Raw genomic sequence first — 18,710 nt, forward strand, 5'->3', positions numbered from 1 at the left:
AAAGCAGCGTAAGATGTGATTTTAGAGGCTATTAGCCGGCTGGCTAAAGCCCATAATCACCCTACAAAGGAACGTCCACCGAATCTCAAAGTTGGTACTAAATACCGCCGCAGACTAGCATAATTTAACGGGTTAACGCCCTATACAGTGACCAATTCTGTACCTTCGCTTACTCGTTTTAACGTTCGACTAATCCCACATTTCCAAATTGAGCAGTCAAAATTTTCCCTTCCAATACGAGCAACGTGTAGTTGCCTTTATTGATATTCTAGGCTTCAAGAATCAGCTGATAAAGAGCTACACTGATGCAAATGCTTTCAAGGTCATCCATGACGCTTTGACCGAGTTACAGGAAACATTTAATGACCCTATGAAGGGAGATAGTGAGGAGGGCAAAAAAGCTTTACGGATTGACACCCAGACAATCCAAGTCTCTGACAGCCTAATTATATCCCGATTAGCTGAGGAGAAAGGAGGTATCTACTCAATGCTCTTTGACTGCTCTTATGCTATCCACACGCTTATTCGTCATGGATTCTTATGTAGGGGAGCCATTACAGTAGGTCAGATGTATCACAAAGGCTCCTTGATGTTTGGCGAAGCATTCGTGAGAGCATACCAAACCGAGGCTGCCGAAAAGCTACCAATCATCAAGTTTGACCAAGCACTGTATGACTTGGCAAACCAGTATCCGTCGATGGGCAACGAAGGCTATGGCGATGAGGAAGTAAATTACCTAGCTGAAAACTGCAAAGAACTAACTCCGGGCATTTACTATTTGGACTATTTCACCGACTACGATAACCGTTTTGGGTGGGACGAAGGTGATGCTTCTATGCAATACGATTCCTTGCGGAACATCATTGTCGATGGATTGAGTGCTGGCCCTTCTACCCGTTTTTATGATAAATACCGGTGGGCTGCGGACCAGTTTAACTTAACTGCTCAACGTTTTCAACTTCCGCTTATTTAGGGCAACTACAGTTTACAAAATCACGCCGCACACTTGCATAATTTTGCGCTGAGCCATTACCCGACTCTTGCTCATTATCTCAGCAAAGGGGCCTAGGTCACTAACAGAAGTTATTTTACCTCTACCTCTCCGCAAGCCCGACCAGGCTACTGGAACCCTTTCGCAGCATTGCGGGTAAAGAAGCAGCTTAACTCCTTTTGAGAGATAAGCCTAATTTTGCGGCTGCTTAGTGCCCGTTATGTTCCGTAGCCTGTTTCCTTTCCGCCGTCTGCTGGCGACGAGCTTCCTGCTCGTCTTCGTCAACGTGTTCGTGGGCCAGTGCTGGTGCGCAACGGTAAATCCTGCCCTGCTGGCTCCGCCGATGGCAGCGATGAGCCACCACGAAGCAGAGAAGCCAGCGCACCCCGGCTGCCACGGGCACGGGGCCGTGGCGGAGCACAACCCCAAGCAGCACGGGCATTCGTCCAAGCCGAACCGCAGCCACGACTGCTGCAAGGACAAGTCGGCTTCGCTGCTTTCCTCGCTGACGACGCCCGCCCAGAAGCACCTGTTTATACCCGCCCCGGCTATATTACCGACGGCGATTGAGTTTCATTTCCGGCCCCTGGCGGGCAAATGGGACCGCACGGCTACCGTTGCCCTAGTTCCGCCCCGGCAGCTTAAGCCCAAAATACCCGACATCCGCATTTTCATTCAGTCGCTGACTGTCTGATTCTTCCGACGCGCTAAGGCTCGCGCCGGCATAGCTATGCTATGTCCGGGGCGGGCCTTTTCATTTGCCCGTCCGCGTGGCTAAGCCGCGCTCCTTCCCCCCATTTTCCTGGTTTTTCCTCCCTCGCAAGGCAGCGTTGCTGTCAGGAGGCCGGCGCGCCGCCCCCCCGTGGGCCGGGCCGTCGCTGGCTGTCCTACCTGCTCTACGCCGGATTGGCCGCCGTGCTGGGCTTCGTGCTCTGGCAGCAGTGGCAGGCGTAGGCCCCACCGGCCCGTTCAGGGCCGCATCATCCATCCCTTACCCGTTTTCATGACTCGCTTTCTTGTTCCGCTGCTGGCCGCTGCCAGCGTTTTCACCGTTGCCAGCTGCTCCTCGGATTCGTCCAGCAGCAGCGCCACCAATACCGTTACCACCCCCACGGGCACCGCGCCCGACAGCACTGCCGCGCACGCCGGGGGCCATACTTACGCCTGCCCCATGCACCCGGAGGTAACCAGTACCAAGCCCGGCCAGAAGTGCTCCAAGTGCGGCATGGAGCTGGTGCACAACGACCAGGTAAGCAACGGCAAAAGCTACCAGATGAAGTTTGAGCCCAAGCCCATGCAGCTAGTGGCTAGCCAGCCCGTCACGCTCACCTACACCCCACAGGAACTCGGCAACGAAAAAGCCCCGGTGCCGCTGGCCGTGGTGCACGAGAAGAAAATCCACCTCATCATCGTGCGCAAGGACCTATCGGTGTTCGACCACGAGCACCCCGAATTCACGGCCGATGCCAATTACAAGTCCTCGTTCACTTTCCCCAAAGGCGGCGAGTACGTGCTGTTTCAGGATTACACCCCCGACGGCAGCGGCCACCAGCTGGGCCGCCAGGTGGTGAGCGTGCAGGGCCCGAAGTACACGCCCGTCAAGTTCAGCAAAGACCAGATGCAGTGGAGCCAAGACGGCTACCAGGCCACGCTCTCCTTTGACAAGGCACTGAAAGTAGGCCAGCTGCTGGGCATGAAAATCACGCTCAGCCAGAATGACCAGCCCGTGACCGACCTCGACAAGTACCTCGGGGCGCTGGGCCACGTCGTGGTCATCAGCGAAGACACCGAGCGCTACCTCCATGTGCACCCCAACGACCAAGCCGACAAGGGGCCCGTCATCGGCTTCAACACCAGCTTCGAAAAGCCCGGCCTGTACCGCGTGTTCCTGCAATTCAACCACGGTGGGCAGATTCACACCGGCAATTTCACCATCAACGTCAAGGCGTAACCCCCGGATTTATCCCTCATTTTTCATTCTAATCCTAATTCCAACCCAAACCCCATGAAAAAGTCCGCACTTTTCCTAGCCGCCCTGTGCTCGGGCACCCTGCTGCTTGGCAGCTGCAACGGCAACAAGTCGGCCGACACCACGGCTACTGAAAAGGCCGCGGCCCCGACCGACACCATCGCTGCGGCCGGCGACATGGCCGGCATGGACCACTCCAAAATGGCGACCGGGGCGGCCGGCACCTCACCCCTGATGGCCTCAATGGACGACATGATGGCCAAGATGGCCGCCATGAAGATGAAGGGCAACACCGACCACGACTTTGCCCACATGATGCTGATGCACCACCAGGGGGCCATTGCGATGGCTGACATTGAACTGCGCGACGGCAAAGACGCGACTATGAAGCAGCTGGCCGGGAAAATCAAGGCCGACCAGCAGAAAGAAATCGGTGAGCTGGAGCCCATTGCCGAGCGCCTCGACGCGGCCCCGACCAACTACAAGCCCCAGAACCCGGCCGACCCCTTCACCGTCCAGCTGAAGGCCGCGATGGACTACACGAAGCAGAACATGCCCACGATGGTAGCCGATGCCGACATGAATTTCAACATGCTCATGACCGTGCACCACCAAAGCGCCGTGGATATGGCCAAAGCGGAGCTGGCCCACGGCAAGGACAGCAAGCTCAAGGAGATGGCGCAGATGATGATAGCCGCGCAACATAAAGAAATCCAGCAGTTTAAGGACTGGCACGCCAAGAATAGCAGCAAGATGAAAGCGACGGCTGCCGCCTACGTGTGCCCGATGAACGACGGGGGCCAAAGCAACGCGCCCGGCAAGTGCCCGAAATGCGGCATGGAACTGAAAAAGGCCTAATCCTACTCTAAACCCACTGATTCATTTCATGAGAATGTTCCGCACCTTCCTCGCCGCACTGGCCTTGCTGGCCACCGCGCCCCTCGCCTACGCCCAGCACGCTGAAATGGCAGCGGGCGAAACCCACGCCCACGTCGCCCCGCACGGCGGCGTGGTGCGCTCGGCCAGCCCCTACCATCTGGAGCTGGTAGCCCAGCCCACCGAACTGGCTTTTTACCTGCTCGGGGCCAAGATGAGCGCCGTGCCCAACAAGGGCATGAGCGGCTCGGTGCTGGTGCAGCTGAGCACCAACGCCACCGTGACCGTCCCATTGGCCCCGGCCGGTGATGACCACCTCGTTGCCAAGCTGCCCGCCGGGGCCAAGGTGCGCACGGCCATCGTGACGCTGAACACGGCCGACGGCAAGGCGCTGACCGTGCGCTTCGACAAGCTGGATGAGGCCCACACCCACAAAGCCGTGGGTGCGGCCTTCGCCTGCCCCATGCACCCGGAAGTAGCGGCCACCGAACCGGGCAAATGCCCGAAGTGCGGCATGGCCCTGGTCAAAAACTCCTAGTCCCCGGCGGTTGGCGGTTACCGGCTGCCAACCGTCTTCCCGGTCCCCTACCCATCCGCCCGCTGGCTGCTCGTCGGCGGCTGGGCTAGCGGCCCACCCAACGCCCATGAATAACCTTCTCCCTCGCAACCGCCTGCCTGCGCTCCTGCTGCTTTTGCTGCTGGCCGGGCCGGCGTGGGCGCAACAAGTCGTCGTTCGCCTCGACAGCGCCGAGCGCCAGGCCCTGCGCCGGCACCCGCGCCTGCGCCAGTCGGCGCAGGAAATTGAGGAGCAGCGCGCCCTTAAGCGCGGCAGCTTTTCGCCCACCAACCCAGACTTTCTGTTCTCCGCGCCTACGGGCGAGCGGTGGGCGCCCGGCGTGGTGCAAACCATTGACTTTCCCACCGTGTACCGCCGGCAGGCGCTGGCCGCGCAGGCCGGCATTACCCTCGCTGAGCGGGGCCTCGACGTGAATCGGGCCACCGTACGGCGCGACGTACGCCAGGCCTACCTGAGCCTGCAATTTGCGGAAGCCCAGGTGCGCCAGCTCACCTACCAGGACAGCCTGTTTCAAACGCTGCAACTGGCCACCGAGCGGCTATTTAAGGCCGGCGAGGTAACGGCCTTGCAGCGGGTGAGCACCGAAGCCGAAGCCCGGCAGGTGCGCAACCAGCTCGACCAGGCCCTAGTGGACCAGCGCTCGGCCCAGCGGCGCTTGGGCTTGCTGCTCGGGCAGCCCGAAGCCAACCTGACGGCCGATGCCGACCTACGCCAGACCGGCCCCGCGCTGGCCCGCGCCGGCGCGGAGCTGCTGGGTACGCTGCCCACCCAGGACAGCGCCGCCGTGGCCCTAAGCCCCACGCTGGCCTATTATGGCCAGAGCGTGGCCCTGAGCCAGTCGGGCATCAGCCTGGTGCGCGCCCGGCGCACCCCGGCCCTAACGGTAGGCTATCAAAACCAAGCCTACGGCGACTCGCCCACCCGCTACCGATTCCAGTTTGGCGCGTCGGTGCCCATCTGGTTCTGGACTTACCGCGCTCAGCTGCAAGCGGCTACGGCGCGCAGCAAGGCCGCCCAGGCCCAGCTGCAAGTGCAGCGCCTCGACCTCGGCACCCAGTACCAACAGGCCCTGGCCGACACGCGCAAGTTCGCCGCCTCGCTCACCTACTACGAGCAAACCGGCCTGCCCCAGTCGCGGGCCATCATCAGCCAGTCGCAGCGCCTGTTCAAGGCCGGCGAAATCAGCTACCTGGTGCTGATTCAGAGCCTCAACCAGGCCTTTACCATTCAGAATACCTACTTGACCACCATCCGCGACTACCGTCAGGCCATCGTTGCACTTAACTACCTGCGGGGACAATAATGAAGAACCTTCTCCTGCTCCTGCTGGCCCTGCTGCTGGCTACCGGGGCCCGCGCCCACGGCGGCGAGGACCACGGCGACGCGGCCAAGCCCTCGGCTGGGGCGGTGGCCACCACGTTTTCGGTAGCCGCGCTCTCCGAAAGCTTCGAGCTGCTGCTGCGCTTCGAGCCCCTGGCCAAGGGGAAAGACGCGGACTTGCGCCTCTTTATCTCGGACTACGCCACCAACGCCCCCATCAAGGGGGCCAAGCTGACGGTGACCTGTCCCGAAGCGGCCGACCTCAAGTTTGCCGTCAGCGAAAAGTCGCCGGGGGCCTACCTGGTCGAGGGCATGTTTCCGGCCGATAAGAAATACAGCCTGGCCGTCAACATCGTGGCCGGCGACAAGGCCGACTTGATGTTGCTCTCGGGCATCGAGGTCGGCAAGCTGCTGCCCGTGGCGGCGGCTCCGGCCCTGGCGGCCCCCGCCCTCATCGGCTCCTGGAAAACGGTGCTGCTGCTTTTCGGCGCGTTCGCGCTGGGCATTGCCGTCACCGCCCTGGTTATGCGCCGCCGCTCCGCCGCGGTGGTCCCCACTTCAACGCCCGCTGTTTATGAAAACCACGCATGAGTATCTCGCCGCTACGGCCGCCCTGGGCCTGGCCTTTTCCGTGCTGCTGCCCCCGCCCGCCGCGCTGTGGGCGCACGGCGGCGAAGACCACGGCGGGGCCGCGCCCGCCTCAACTGGTGTGGCGATGACCGACGCCGTGGCCTTGCCCAAAGAAAGCCAGTTCCTGTTCGGGGTGCGCACGGCCCTGGCCGGCTACTCCGATACTTACAACCGGCTCACCCTCTACGGCACCGTTTCGGCGGCAGCGGGCGGCGAAGGCCGGGTAGTAGTACCCCAGACCGGGCGCATCGTCAGCCTTTCGGCCAAAGTAGGCCAACCGGTGCGCGCCGGGCAGGCCCTGGCCGTTGTTGACCAAACCCTCGACGCAACCCAGCAAATCGGCCTCAGCACCGAGCGCGCCAACGCCCAGGCCGAGCTGCGCGCCGCCCAGCAGGACTACGCCCGCCTACAAACCATTGCCGACATTGCAGCCCGCAAGGACGTGGTGGCCGCCGAGCTGCGCCTGCGTCAGGCCCGCCAGAACGCGGGCATCCTGAATGGGCAGGCCAGCAACCGCCGGGTTACCATCACCTCGCCCATCAGCGGCACTGTGGACGTGTTCACCCTGGCCGTAGGCCAGCAGGTGACGCAAGGCGACGAGCTGTTTCGGGTGCTCAACCCCGGCAAGCTGCGCGTCGAAGCCCAGGTGTTTGCCCAGGACTTGGACAAGATTCCCGCTGGGGCCCAATTTCAGGTGGAAGGCCTGCAAGGCCAGACCGGCAGCGTACCCGCCCGGCTGGTGGTGTTCAGCAACGTGGTAAACCCGGTGAACCAGGCCCGCCAGCTGGTGCTCGAACTCGACCCCACCGGCACCAACCTGTTCCGGGCGGGCCAGGCCGTGAACGTGCAGGTGCTGGGCCGCAGCGGCGGCGGCAAAAAGCAGCTGGTGGTGCCCACCTCGGCGCTGACCGATTTGAATGGCAAGCCGGTGGTCTTCGTGCACACCGACCCCGAAACCTTCAAAATACACTACGTGCAGCCGGGTGCCGCCAATGGCGAGCAAACGGTGCTGCTGAGCGGCGACGTGAACGAAAACGACCGGGTGGTAAGCGTGGGCACCTACCAGCTTAAATCCATCTACCTCAACCAATAGCGGATGCTCGATAAAATCATTCGTTTTGCCCTGCAAAACCGCCTGCTCCTGCTGGCTTTTGCCGTGGGCCTACTCATTGCTGGCACCTACACGGCGCGCCAACTGCCCGTGGACGTGCTACCCGACCTGGACCGGCCCCGCGTGACCGTATTCCTGGAAGCGGCCGGCATGGCCCCCGAAGAAGTGGAGGCCTTGGTGACGCTGCCCGTGGAAACAGCCCTGAACGGGGCGACGGGCGTGGCGGCCGTGCGCTCCAACTCGGCCATCGGGCTGGGCCTGGTCTTCGTGGATTTCGACTACGGCACCGACATTTTTACCGCTCGCCAGATTGTGGCCGAAAAGCTGCAAACCGTCAGCGGGCAGCTGCCCACCGGTATTACGCCAGTGCTGGGGCCCATCTCCTCGGTAATGGGCCAGATAATGTTAGTGGGCCTGTCGGGGGGCAAGCAGACCAACGCGGCCGACCTGCGCACGCTGGCCAACTACACCGTGCGCCAGCGCCTGCTCAGCATTCCGGGCGTGGCCCAGGTCATTCCCATCGGCGGCGACAACTTACAGTACCAGGTGCTGCTCGACATGCCCCGCCTGAACGCCACGGGCCTGACCGTGACGCAGGTAGAGGAGGCCCTGCGCCGCTCTAACCTGAACACCACCGGCAACTTCTTCGACCGCAACGGCTCGGAAGTCCTCATTCGTAACCTAGGGCGGCTGCGCTCGGTGGCCGACATCGAGAACATCATCGTCGGCTACCGCGAAGGCTCGCCCATCAGCGTGAAGCAGGTAGCCAACGTGGCCTTCGGGGCGCGCTTCAAGCGCGGCGACGGCAGCGTGAACGGCAAGCCCGCCGTTATTCTAAGCATCGAGAAGCAGCCCGGCACCGCCACGGTGGGCCTAACCCAGGCCGTGGAAAAGGCGCTGGTCGAGCTGAAGCCCTCGCTGCCCAAGGACGTGCGAGTGAACACGCGCCTGTTCAAACAGGCTGATTTCATCGAGTCGTCGATTACCAACGTTGAAGAAGCGCTGCGCGACGGGGCCATTCTGGTGGTCATCGTGCTGTTTGCCTTTCTGCTGAACGTGCGGACCACCTTCATTTCGTTGGTGGCCATTCCGTTGTCGTTGCTGGTGACAGCATTAGTATTCCGCTTCGCGGGCATCAGCATCAACACCATGACGCTGGGTGGCCTAGCTATTGCTATCGGCGAGCTGGTGGATGACGCCATTGTGGACGTGGAAAACGTGTTCCGGCGACTACGTGAGAACCAGCACTTGCCCACCCCCAAGCCGGCCTTGCAGGTGATTTACGCTGCCTCTTCGGAAGTGCGCAATTCTATTGTGTACGCCACCATCATCGTGGTGCTGGTGTTCCTGCCGCTGTTTGCGCTCGAAGGCATGGAAGGGCGCATTTTCGCCCCCTTGGGCATTGCCTACATCACCAGCATCGTGGCCTCGCTGTTCGTGTCGCTCACCGTGACGCCGGTACTCTGCTACTACCTGCTGCCCAAGATGAAGCAGATTCAGGCCGCCGAGCACGAGGGCGGCTTAGTGCGCTGGCTTAAGCGCAAGGATACCGGCCTACTTAATTGGGGCCTGACCCACCCAAAAGTGGTGCTCACGTTCACCGGGCTGCTCTTCGCGCTGGCCGCCTCGCTGGTGCCCTTCTTCGGCACCGAGTTCCTGCCCCCCTTCAATGAGGGCTCGCTCACGGTCAACTTCTCGGCCCCGGCCGGCACCTCGCTCAACGAGTCCAACAAGCTGGGCACGCTGGGCGAGGAGCAGATTTTGCAGCTGCCCGAAGTGGCCTACACCGCCCGCCGCACCGGCCGCGCCGAGCTGGACGAGCACGCCGAATCGGTCAACAACTCCGAAATCGAGGTGGCCTTCAAGACGCCCGAGGAGTTGAAAAAGGAGGGTAAGACCATGCGCAGCCGGGAGGCCATCCTTACCGACCTGCGCCAACGCCTGGCTTTGATAACGGGCGTGAACGTCAACATCGGCCAGCCCATCAGCCACCGACTCGACCACCTGCTGAGCGGGGTACGGGCGCAGGTCGCTATCAAAGTATTCGGCAACGACCTGCTGGAACTGCGCCGCTACGCCAACGAGGTGCGCACGGCCGCCGGCACGGTGCCCGGCGTCGTGGATTTGCAAGTCGAAAAGCAGGTGCAGATTCCGCAGCTGCTGGTGCGCCCCCGCGATGCCGCCCTGCGGGCCTACGGCCTGGAACGCGGCCAGGTGGTATCTACCCTGGAAACCCTGTTTCAGGGCGACGTGGTATCGCAGATGCTGGATGGGCAAAAGCGCTTCGACCTCATTGTGAAGCTGCCCGAAGCCCAGCGCAACGACGTGGCCACCATCGCCCAGACCCGCATCGAAACCCCGTCCGGGGCCCTGATTCCGGTGAGCCAGGTGGCCGACGTGAGCTACGAGCCGGGGCCCAACACCGTCAACCACGAAAACACCCAGCGACGCATCACCATCTCGATGAACGTGGCCGGGCGCGACCTGGGCAGCACCGTCAAGGAGGTGCAGGCCCGTATCAACCAGCGGGTGAAGCTGCCGGCGGGCTACTACCTGACCTACGGCGGGCAGTTCGAAAGCCAGCAGTCGGCCTCACAAAAGATTCTCTGGCTCAGCCTGTTCTCGCTGGCTGGTATCTTCCTGGTGCTGTACTCGCACTTCCGGTCGGGGTTGCTGGTGGGTCAAATTATGCTCAACATTCCGCTGGCCCTCATTGGCTCGGTGGTGGCGGTGCTGCTCACGGGCGGCACCTTCAGCATTGCTTCGCTGGTGGGCTTCATTACGCTCACCGGCATTGCCTCGCGCAACGGCATCATGATGATTTCGCACTACATCCACCTCGTGGAGCACGAAGGCGAGAAGTTCAGCAAGGAGATGATAGTCCGGGGCTCGCTCGAACGCCTGGTACCCGTGCTGATGACGGCCCTGGTGGCAGCCCTGGCCCTGGTGCCGCTCACGTTGGCCAAGGACGCGCCGGGCAAGGAAATCCTTTACCCGGTGGCCACCGTCATTCTTGGCGGGCTGCTCAGCTCCACCTTCCTCGACATCGTGGTGACGCCTGTCGTGTTCTGGCTCTTCGGCGAAAAGGCCCTGGCCCAGTACCAGCGCGGCCACCACGAGGTCGGCCTCGATGCCCACCCGCAGGAGCTGGACGCCCAGCCCCTTACCCCCCCAGCCGACCTGAACCCGGTGCAGTCCGCCGGCTAAAGACTTTCCATGAATTTCCCGCTGCCTCCTGCCTCCGCAATGCCTAGCTGCGTGCTTTACATCAAGCACATCGTCTGCGCGCGGGGTATCCGGGTGGTGCGGCAGGAGTTGGAAAGCCTGGGCCTGCGGGTGTTGGACGTGCGGTTGGGGGCCGCGACGGTCGCAGGCCTGGGCGCGGAGCTGGATTGGGCACGCATTCGGGCCGCCCTGGCCACGGCCGGCTTCGCGCTGCTCGAAAGCCCCCAGCACGCGCTGGCCGCCGGGGTGAAGCAAGCCGTGGCCGCGCTGCTGCACCGCCCCGGCACCCTCCGGCACCGGGACTTCATCCCGACGCTGGCCCGCGAAATGGGCCTGGACCGCCGCCGCCTGCACGCCGCCTTCGCCCACCTGCCCGGCCACGAAAGCCTCATCAGCTACATTACGGGGCAGCGGCTCGCCTATGCGCAGAAGCTGCTGCTGGCCGGCAAGCTTGACATCGGGCGCATTGCCCGGCAGCTGGGCTACGGCAGCCTAGCGCACTTCTCCGGCCAGTTCCGGCGGTTTGCGCAGTGCTCGCCTTCGGCCTACCGGCAGCGGGTTGGTGAAACCGACGCGGATATACCCCCAGAAGTTAAATAAACCACCTGTCGTGCAACTCATTAAGCATAAAAAGACTCTTCGCTTAACACATTTGCGCGATTCAGGCAGTAGGTGCTACGCCTACTTGAGGCCTTATGTCTGCCGTGAACTGCCAGCTTTTTCCCACTTTATCGAACTACCTGCGCAATGAAAGCTCGTCAACTCTTAGCCTTGGCCTGTAGTAGTGTCTTAGCCACGAGCACTGGCTGTACTAAAGACGGCGATGTTTCCCCTGAGTCCGCCTTCACAACCGGGCAGCTGGTAAAACTGGAGACTACTCTTGATGGGACGGGGCAAAACCCACGCTCCCGGTGGATAATAGACCTGGCACCGATTACGCTTGAGGGCTACCAGGCAAAATTATATTCCCAGGTTAAGGTGTTTAACCTGCCTGCCAATCTTGACTACCAGGCAGGGCAGCGCATCTCGTTCCATTATCAGCTAGTGCCTTACGCTCAGCAGACGCCGTGGAAGACCACCTACGAATGGCTTGCCGTTCCTGCCATGCCACCTGGGGCCACGGCCCTACCCGAAATTAGTGTCACTGATGCTCATTAGTCTTAAAGTAGAGGAGGGATAATCGACTAACGAGTGGCGCCCTTTGAGCTTTGAAGCTAGCCACCACAGTAGGCAGTAGTGAGTAAACAGGCCAAGGCCGCTTACAAATAAATTTCATTCACCAAAACTGATAAGGCACTAGGAAATAACGACTTGAAATCAGGTTTTAAGTACGCACTTTATTTGGTCATCCAGAAGACCAAATGATGCAAGCAAATGGATAATTGATGTAAAACCAGGGTCAAGCCGATGGGTATAAAGCGTTAGTACCGGCTTTGTTTCATCATCCGGTTAATATCCCTTCCCTATGCACACCCAGAATCAAGCCCTCCTCGATGCCCTCAACGCTTGCATCGCCTCCTGCGAGCACTGCGCCACGGCCTGCCTTCAGGAAGCCGACGTAAAAATGATGGTCCGCTGTATCAGCCTCGACCGCGACTGCGCCGACATCTGCGCCCTGCTGGCTCGCTTCGTGGCCCGTGGCTCGGAGCACGCCCAGCACCTGCTGAAGGAATGCGCCGAAATCTGCAAGGCCTGCGGCGATGAGTGTGAAAAGCACGGAGCCCACATGCAGCACTGCAAGGAGTGCGCCGAGGCCTGCCGCCGCTGCGAAGAAGCCTGCCGCGCCGGCCTCAGCACCGCCGCCTAGGCCTGCTTTGTCACCGATGGCGGGATGACGGGAAATCATGCAAGCCCCCTGCGCAATTCTGTACCCCGCTGGTGCTACTCTGGCCGCAGCTTTGCGTGTTGTATGGACACGGGCCCGGTGTGGGTCCCTTAACTCAACTCGTCATGAAAACGCTTCAATTCAAAACCAACATCAACTGCGGCGGCTGCATTAAAGCGGTGACGCCTACCCTCAACGAGCAGGCCGGGGCCGGCAACTGGCAGGTGGATACGGCCAACTCCGACAAAATTCTCACGGTCAGCTCCGACCAGCTCACTGCGGCGCAAGTAGTGCAGGCTGTCAAGCAAGCTGGCTTCGAGATTGCTGCGGCTTAAGCTGCTCGCGTATCATACTCTCTATTAAAAACGCCCGGCTTAGTCGGGCGTTTTTTGTTAGCGCAAGTCGCCTTATTTGCAGGCTTGTACCAAGGCGCTCACGCTTAGCGTGGCCGTTGCGTCGGTGGTGTAGTTGTCATTGTTCACGCACACGAAAAGCTGGCGCGTGCCGGGCGGCAGGGTAAGTGGTCGGGTTTCCTGGGGCGTGTTCGACGCCGCCCGCAGGCAGGCCTGCGCGTTCGTGATGGTGCCTTTCGTGGCCATAAACTGGTTGGCCTCAGCCGGGTCGGGGGTGATGTACCAGTGGCACTTGGTGCTGACCGTGGGCGGGGCACTATTTCCCTGCCGGGTAAGAGCTGAGGCGGCCGTGCCCAGCAAGGCCGGAGCTGCCGAGCCGCCGCTGCCCACCACCGCCGCCATTGCCAGGGCTGTGGACCACGACACCGGCGGCTGGCCCTCATCGCGCACGTCGAGCTTATAGACGACGCCCACCGTGCCAGCCGGAATATCGACCGTGAACACCGTGCGGCTGGAGTGCATACAGTTGCTGCAATGGATGGCGGCGGTACTCAACGGCAGCGCCTCCATTAGGCGAGCGGCACACTTGATTTCCCGGCCATCGGGCTGCCAGCTGCGGAAGTCCGCCTGCTGTATTCCGTTTATGTAAGTTCCCCGAAAGCTGACCTGGCCGTTCTCGTGCCAGCCGCAGCAAAGCCCGGTGGGCTTGTCGGGTTTTTCGGCAGCCATCTTGCCTTCCCACTGCTTCTTCCAGGAAGGATAGAAGTAGTCGCGCACGGTCCCCACCGTTTTGCCGGCCGCGTCGTGGCGGGCGATGCGGGCGTAGGAAACTTCTTCCAGCGTTTCGGTGCGCTCCCAGTCCCGGTCGAAATACAAGGTATCGGCCGGGGGCAAGCTCACGGCCGCCGGCTTGGGCCGCTGGGCCAGCGCGGGGATGCTTATAATAAGGAGTAGGAACGGCAGAAAGTAGCGTTGCGTCATAAAATAGAATCAGTAAGGATACAGGAAAATTTGGTTGGTAAATTTAGCCTGAGGCTTTGCTCCCTTCCTGCTTTAACGAGTAAATTCAATCCCTTCTAAACTCTGGCTTTTGACTTTAGGAACCATAGGTGTTATAGATAGCCCTGACCTTCGTCAAAAGGTCGGGACTATCAGATTTAGCATGTTAGAGCATGTTTTCTGTTCAAGTAAGGCACCCCTTGGCTTGTCGGGAAGAGTTTAGAACGCTTATTAAACAGTTCTTCACAAACGCCATGAAAAGTCCTGTCATACCCTGGCTACCTACTCTGGCTGAAGCCGCTGCTGCTCTGTCTGAATAACCCGCTGCAACTCTGCCTCAGTAGGTAGATTGACTTGGTACTTACTCACAAACACTTGTTCACTCAGGCCCGAGGTAGCATAGCGAACCAGCGTGTCGTTCTTCTGGGCACACAGAATTAGCCCTACCGGCGGATTATCGCCCAGGGTCATTTCTTGCTCCTTATAGTAATTAAGGTACACGTTCATCTGCCCGGCGTCGGCGTGGGAGAAGGCCCCCAGCTTCAGGTCCACCAGCACGTGGCACTTCAGAATGCGGTGGTAGAAGACCAGGTCGATGAAGTAGTGCTCGTTGTCGAAGGTAATGCGCTTCTGCCGGGCCTCGAAGCAAAAACCGCGGCCCAGCTCCACCAAAAAGGTCTGCAAATGGTCGATAATCGCCTGCTCCAGGTCACTTTCCCGATAGCCGGACCGCTCCTCCAGGCCCAGAAACTCCAATACGTAGGGGTTTTTGACCACGTCGGCCACCGTGAGCGGCTGCGTGCCGGCGTGCGCTGCCAGCACTGTGGCTTTGTCAGTGGACAGCCCAGTGCGCTCGTAGAGTAGCGAGTCTAAGGCGCGTTTCAACTCGCGCACCGACCAGTTGTTCCTGACGGCCTGCACTTCGTAAAAGGCCCGGTGCAGGGGCGTATCGAGCTTGAGCAGCTCAATAAAGTGCGAAAAGCTGAGCCGGCTCAGCAGCAAGGTCGGCGCCAAGCCGGGCAGGGTAGCAGGCGGGGGCAATTGGTCGGACACTGTCTGACCAATTGCCCCCGCCGGTAACGGTACGCCGAGCTGCTGCCAGGTGGCCGCTTCGTACGCCAGCAAAGCAGGGTAGGTCTGGTAGAACTGCCGGCACAGCTTCAGGTTAGTCAGCCCCAGCCCCCGCACCCCGCGCGCCGGCAACGCGCGGGCCAACTCTCCCAGCAAACGGTCGCCGTAGGCGGCGCGGTCGCTCCCCTGCTGTTCGTATTCCACCAGGTACCAACCCACTAACCAGTTGCGCGCCGTCAGCCAATAGTTGACCTGCTGCACGGCGGCCACCTGCGTGCTGTTATGAACGTGGGCAATCTGGTCAGTCAGCGCAGCGAGAGTAGAATTCATGGCAGAGTAAAAGTTAAGCTTGGGGTACGGAAGGCAACAGGCGCTGCACGGTAGTGGCCTGAAACTCTTTCCCACGCCGGGTACGATAGCCCGCTTCGTTGAGCTTGGCCGCAATTTGCCATAAGGTCTGCCCCTTGGCCCGTAGGAGTTCGGCCAACTGTGCCGCCTGCCGGTTGGCCTGGTGCTCGCGCGCGTTGCGTTGCATGGCCGCCTGACCCTGCGCAATCACGGTCGTGGTAAAATTCTGCGGACTGCCCAGCTGCGCGCCACGGGCTTTCTTAGCGGCGAGCGCATCCTTTGTGCGTTTAGAAATGGTCTCGCGCTCATGTTGAGCGATAACCGCAAAGAGGCCCACGGTAAGGGTGTTGGCGTCGGGCATATCGCAGCAGACGAAGTCCACCCCCGAGTCGCGCAAAGCGAAGATGAAGCCCGCGTTCCGGCTTAGTCGGTCCAGCTTGGCGATGAGCAACGTCGCCCCCACCTGCCGGGCCTCGGCGATGGCGGCCAGCAGCTGCGGGCGTTGGTTCTTCTTGCCGCTCTCGATTTCGACGTACTCCGTCAGGAGCTGGGCCGAGTCGGCAACGAAGGCCTGCACCGCGGCACGCTGGGCATCGAGGCCCAAGCCCGAGGTTCCTTGCTTCTGCGTAGAAACTCTATAATACGGCGTGTAGAATTTGGCAGCGGGGAGGGCCGACATGGTACAAACAGGGCAGACTAGTACAAAACCTCCCCAAAGCTAGTGATTTTACATATTGTAAACGTTCGTTTACAATATGTAAAAAAACTCAACTACTACTGAAAGAGGGCTGCCACGCTGGCAGCTCAAGCCACAGCAGACTTATTCAACCAGAAATTAGCTCCCAATGAGACGCCTTGTAGAGGGACGTTTAGAAAATGACTATAGTCCAGCTTTGACAGACCTCTCCTAGCTTACTTCTTGCCTTCAACCACTTCTTGAAGCTTCTCTACAAACTGAAAAGGTGTCCATCCATTCAGAACGTAGCCAGCTACTTTATCTAAGTATATGTTGCCGGTGACTTCAGTTAAAGCTTTTACTATACTACCCGCTGCTACGGCTGCGCCCGGTATCAGGCCCACTGGTGTAGCACTGACAGCCGCCGCTGCTACGATACCAGCGCTCAATGATACTAATTGACTGGGTCCTTGCATAGCTAGGCCTTTCACTAGCTTACCTAGAAAGCTTTCAGTATAGCCAATGGGCCTAGCGATAGCCGCTGTATACTTCCTCATCACATATTCGCGCTCGTTAGGGGCAGAAATAGTTGGAAGCCACTCTCTAAATCTGATATTTTCTGGCGTATCCCTCAACGCCATCGCCGTCTTAAAACTTGCGCGGCCAGAAGTATATAACAGTCTGAGATTGGGCAGAAAGTGCTCAGTTAGAATTTTATCATTACTATTTTGCACATTTAGCGCATCTTCAATATTGCCTATAGTTTGCTTTGCAATACTATAGACGGAAGGGATTTTATATAACCCATAATCCCTTTCCGCTGTGAATAGTAAATCTTCTACATCAGAGACGTGACGTTGAAATTTCATTCGAGTCGGAACATCAAAATCGAAGGCGTCACCTTGAAACGGCATTCCAATTGGAGCTAACGAATTAGAATTATATGCCTCTAATACAAATTTGTTGGCATTATCACCATCCTCAAGCGGTCCTAATTTTATATAAGGAGATATCATTTTAACAATTGCTTCTTTGTCACGCTCAAAAAACTTGTTTGTGTAAGCCAGGGCTTCTGTGATAAGTCGCTCTGGTCCAAAATCACTAGGCCTGCCATATAATACTGGTGGTCCTTTTTTCAGGAGAGCCGGGTTCTTTTCCCCTTCCCCAAATGCACCTGTATTGACAATAGACATTACACTGGGTAATACTATCTCAATAGCTTCAGTGCTAAGCGCCTTTTCTAAGTCGTCCAACGTGAATCTATCAAACAAAGCAGCTACGGGTGTACTATCAATAGGCCCTAACATAAAGCTGACTTTATCAAAAAGCAGCAATTGCTCAAATAGCTCTGCATACATACCATTCATCAATGGCATATGATATGGCATAATAAAGCCCCCTGCAAGTAGTTTTCCTTTTGGAATTTCTACTATACTCCTATTAAACACTCCGTTCATAATACTTGACCGCTTAAAAAAATATTTTATTTACTCTTAAGTAGTTGTGCACGGTGAATACTGACTCACCAGCCGCCTCAGCAATCTTACATTAGCTCAGGTCCTAGACTGCCAGTTCGCGCACCTCTGTGGCCACATCCCCAGTAACCGGCTAGCGGCCGTACGGGTACTGCTCACTAGACTTTCCTACCTGAGCTTTCTTCCGGACCTGACCCAGCCGCACGTTTTCGCTATGGCGTTGATTACGGTAGTCAGCTGCCCAAGCAATAGCCGCCTTATGTAAAGTGGCCATTGGACCAGTGGTATTGAGCATTGGCTCGCAGGAACTCCAGAAGGCTACCCCACACTGGTCGAGCCGGGTGGTATGCTCAAACGAGGCTTCTATACCCTTGCTACTGAAGCAGTCGAATGCAAACACGCGCACTAGGTCGCATTGCCGCTTCTCTGCATTCTTCATCAACTGCTGGAACGGTGTGCGGCTAGCCTTACCACTGAATTCCTTATTGATGCACTTTCTTACAAGGATATTACCGGCCCGCTCGGCCTCGCGGTGCAGTAGCACTAGCTGGTTTTCCGGGTTCTGGTCTTTGTCGTAAGTCGAGATGCGGGTGCACAGGGCTACTCTCATTTATACTTTTTTTCTCGTCCTTTTTACGTTCAGTAAAAAACTGCTTGATAGGTTCGGTTAGCAATGTGACGCAGACAGCAGTGATAAGAGCTATTCCTAGTGTAATTAATCGCTCCTTCCACTTCTCCCGATTTGCTTTCGCTTCAGCCAAACATACAACATCCAATTTCTGCCCTTTTTTTATAAAGTCTTTTCCTTTAGGAGTAATCTCTGATTGTTGAATTGTCCATTCAACACTGCTAAGCCAGGCAGATGGATGAAGTATCCTACCTGGGATAGCAGATTCGAAAGCATCGAAATAGGCGACAGCTGCCATTGTATTGGGTATCTCCTTTATAAGTTTTTTTCTAGCAGTAGGTCTAGCACACCCCGCAAGCTATCAGCATCATGGTAGATATTCTTATCATCTAAAAAGTTGAGTAGAATAGCTTCCGGCCCGTCTACGTTCCTTCTGGATAGATGCTTTAAAAACAAGTCCGCAATCCACTCTTTGCGTAAGCTTTTCGCACTTCCGCGAAAGCGCATAACTCTTCGCAAGCTTTTAGCCCCTTCAGGTACGTTCATGACCTTAAAGCTACTATTCGAAACAGAGTTCTTTTTTGAACAATTCCAATACCTCACTTAACAACTCCGAAATGCGGTTTTCAGGACGTA

General features: G+C 58.6%; 19 protein-coding genes. 12 read left to right on the top strand and 7 right to left on the bottom strand.

Annotation, left to right across the window (positions count from 1 at the left end; genetic code table 11):
* The first annotated feature begins 208 nt into the window (after positions 1-208).
* The 12 genes from ACYVGC_RS17090 (at position 209) to ACYVGC_RS17145 (ending at position 12,859) form a co-directional block, all read left to right on the top strand.
* A complete protein-coding gene (locus ACYVGC_RS17090; protein ID WP_460585063.1) occupies positions 209-973 on the top strand; it encodes a hypothetical protein in 765 nt (254 codons plus the stop codon).
* A 238-nt stretch (positions 974-1,211) separates the two neighbouring features.
* A complete protein-coding gene (locus ACYVGC_RS17095) occupies positions 1,212-1,685 on the top strand; it encodes a hypothetical protein (RefSeq protein WP_460585064.1) in 474 nt (157 codons plus the stop codon).
* A 309-nt stretch (positions 1,686-1,994) separates the two neighbouring features.
* Entirely contained in the window at positions 1,995-2,942 is a 948-nt protein-coding gene (locus ACYVGC_RS17100; RefSeq protein WP_460585065.1) for a heavy metal-binding domain-containing protein, read from the top strand.
* A 54-nt stretch (positions 2,943-2,996) separates the two neighbouring features.
* A complete protein-coding gene (locus tag ACYVGC_RS17105; RefSeq protein ID WP_460585066.1) occupies positions 2,997-3,818 on the top strand; it encodes a DUF305 domain-containing protein in 822 nt (273 codons plus the stop codon).
* 34 nt (positions 3,819-3,852) lie between these two features.
* Entirely contained in the window at positions 3,853-4,374 is a 522-nt protein-coding gene (locus ACYVGC_RS17110; RefSeq protein ID WP_460585067.1) for a heavy metal-binding domain-containing protein, read from the top strand.
* Between the two features lie 106 nt (positions 4,375-4,480).
* The gene (locus tag ACYVGC_RS17115) at positions 4,481-5,716 is read left to right on the top strand and encodes a TolC family protein (RefSeq protein WP_460585068.1); all 1,236 of its coding nucleotides are present in this window, start codon (positions 4,481-4,483) and stop codon (positions 5,714-5,716) included.
* Complete coding sequence (locus tag ACYVGC_RS17120; protein WP_460585069.1) at positions 5,716-6,324, top strand: hypothetical protein; 609 nt, start codon at positions 5,716-5,718, stop codon at positions 6,322-6,324. Before ACYVGC_RS17115 ends, ACYVGC_RS17120 begins: the two co-directional genes overlap by 1 nt.
* The gene (locus tag ACYVGC_RS17125) at positions 6,308-7,456 is read left to right on the top strand and encodes an efflux RND transporter periplasmic adaptor subunit (RefSeq protein WP_460585070.1); all 1,149 of its coding nucleotides are present in this window, start codon (positions 6,308-6,310) and stop codon (positions 7,454-7,456) included. Before ACYVGC_RS17120 ends, ACYVGC_RS17125 begins: the two co-directional genes overlap by 17 nt.
* 3 nt (positions 7,457-7,459) lie before the next feature.
* Entirely contained in the window at positions 7,460-10,681 is a 3,222-nt protein-coding gene (locus tag ACYVGC_RS17130; protein WP_460585071.1) for an efflux RND transporter permease subunit, read from the top strand.
* A gap of 39 nt (positions 10,682-10,720) precedes the next feature.
* A complete protein-coding gene (locus tag ACYVGC_RS17135) occupies positions 10,721-11,299 on the top strand; it encodes a helix-turn-helix transcriptional regulator (protein WP_460585072.1) in 579 nt (192 codons plus the stop codon).
* 865 nt (positions 11,300-12,164) lie between these two features.
* On the top strand, positions 12,165-12,506 hold the full coding sequence (locus tag ACYVGC_RS17140) for a four-helix bundle copper-binding protein (RefSeq protein ID WP_460585073.1): 342 nt from the start codon (positions 12,165-12,167) through the stop codon (positions 12,504-12,506).
* Between the two features lie 143 nt (positions 12,507-12,649).
* Positions 12,650-12,859 carry a heavy-metal-associated domain-containing protein gene (locus ACYVGC_RS17145; protein ID WP_460585074.1) on the top strand — a complete coding sequence of 70 codons (210 nt, stop codon included), beginning with the start codon at positions 12,650-12,652 and terminating at the stop codon, positions 12,857-12,859.
* A 72-nt stretch (positions 12,860-12,931) separates the two neighbouring features.
* Here the strand turns inward: ACYVGC_RS17145 and ACYVGC_RS17150 are convergent, their stop codons facing one another.
* The 7 genes from ACYVGC_RS17150 to ACYVGC_RS17180 form a co-directional block, all read right to left on the bottom strand.
* Entirely contained in the window at positions 12,932-13,858 is a 927-nt protein-coding gene (locus tag ACYVGC_RS17150; RefSeq protein ID WP_460585075.1) for a toxin-antitoxin system YwqK family antitoxin, read from the bottom strand.
* Between the two features lie 300 nt (positions 13,859-14,158).
* Entirely contained in the window at positions 14,159-15,277 is a 1,119-nt protein-coding gene (locus ACYVGC_RS17155; RefSeq protein ID WP_460585076.1) for a PDDEXK nuclease domain-containing protein, read from the bottom strand.
* A 13-nt stretch (positions 15,278-15,290) separates the two neighbouring features.
* Positions 15,291-15,974: a recombinase family protein gene (locus ACYVGC_RS17160; RefSeq protein WP_460585077.1), complete on the bottom strand. Its 684-nt coding sequence runs from the start codon at positions 15,972-15,974 to the stop codon at positions 15,291-15,293.
* A gap of 233 nt (positions 15,975-16,207) precedes the next feature.
* Positions 16,208-17,428 (bottom strand): hypothetical protein, encoded by a 1,221-nt coding sequence (locus ACYVGC_RS17165; protein WP_460585078.1) that lies wholly within the window; start codon positions 17,426-17,428, stop codon positions 16,208-16,210.
* 151 nt (positions 17,429-17,579) lie between these two features.
* Complete coding sequence (locus ACYVGC_RS17170; protein ID WP_460585079.1) at positions 17,580-18,056, bottom strand: recombinase family protein; 477 nt, start codon at positions 18,054-18,056, stop codon at positions 17,580-17,582.
* Positions 17,956-18,372, bottom strand: a complete 417-nt coding sequence (locus ACYVGC_RS17175; protein ID WP_460585198.1) for a hypothetical protein — start codon at positions 18,370-18,372, stop codon at positions 17,956-17,958. Before ACYVGC_RS17175 ends, ACYVGC_RS17170 begins: the two co-directional genes overlap by 101 nt.
* Before the next feature lie 17 nt (positions 18,373-18,389).
* A complete protein-coding gene (locus tag ACYVGC_RS17180) occupies positions 18,390-18,620 on the bottom strand; it encodes a hypothetical protein (RefSeq protein WP_460585080.1) in 231 nt (76 codons plus the stop codon).
* Positions 18,621-18,710: the final 90 nt, after the last annotated feature.

Source organism: Hymenobacter arcticus, from assembly GCF_054779975.1.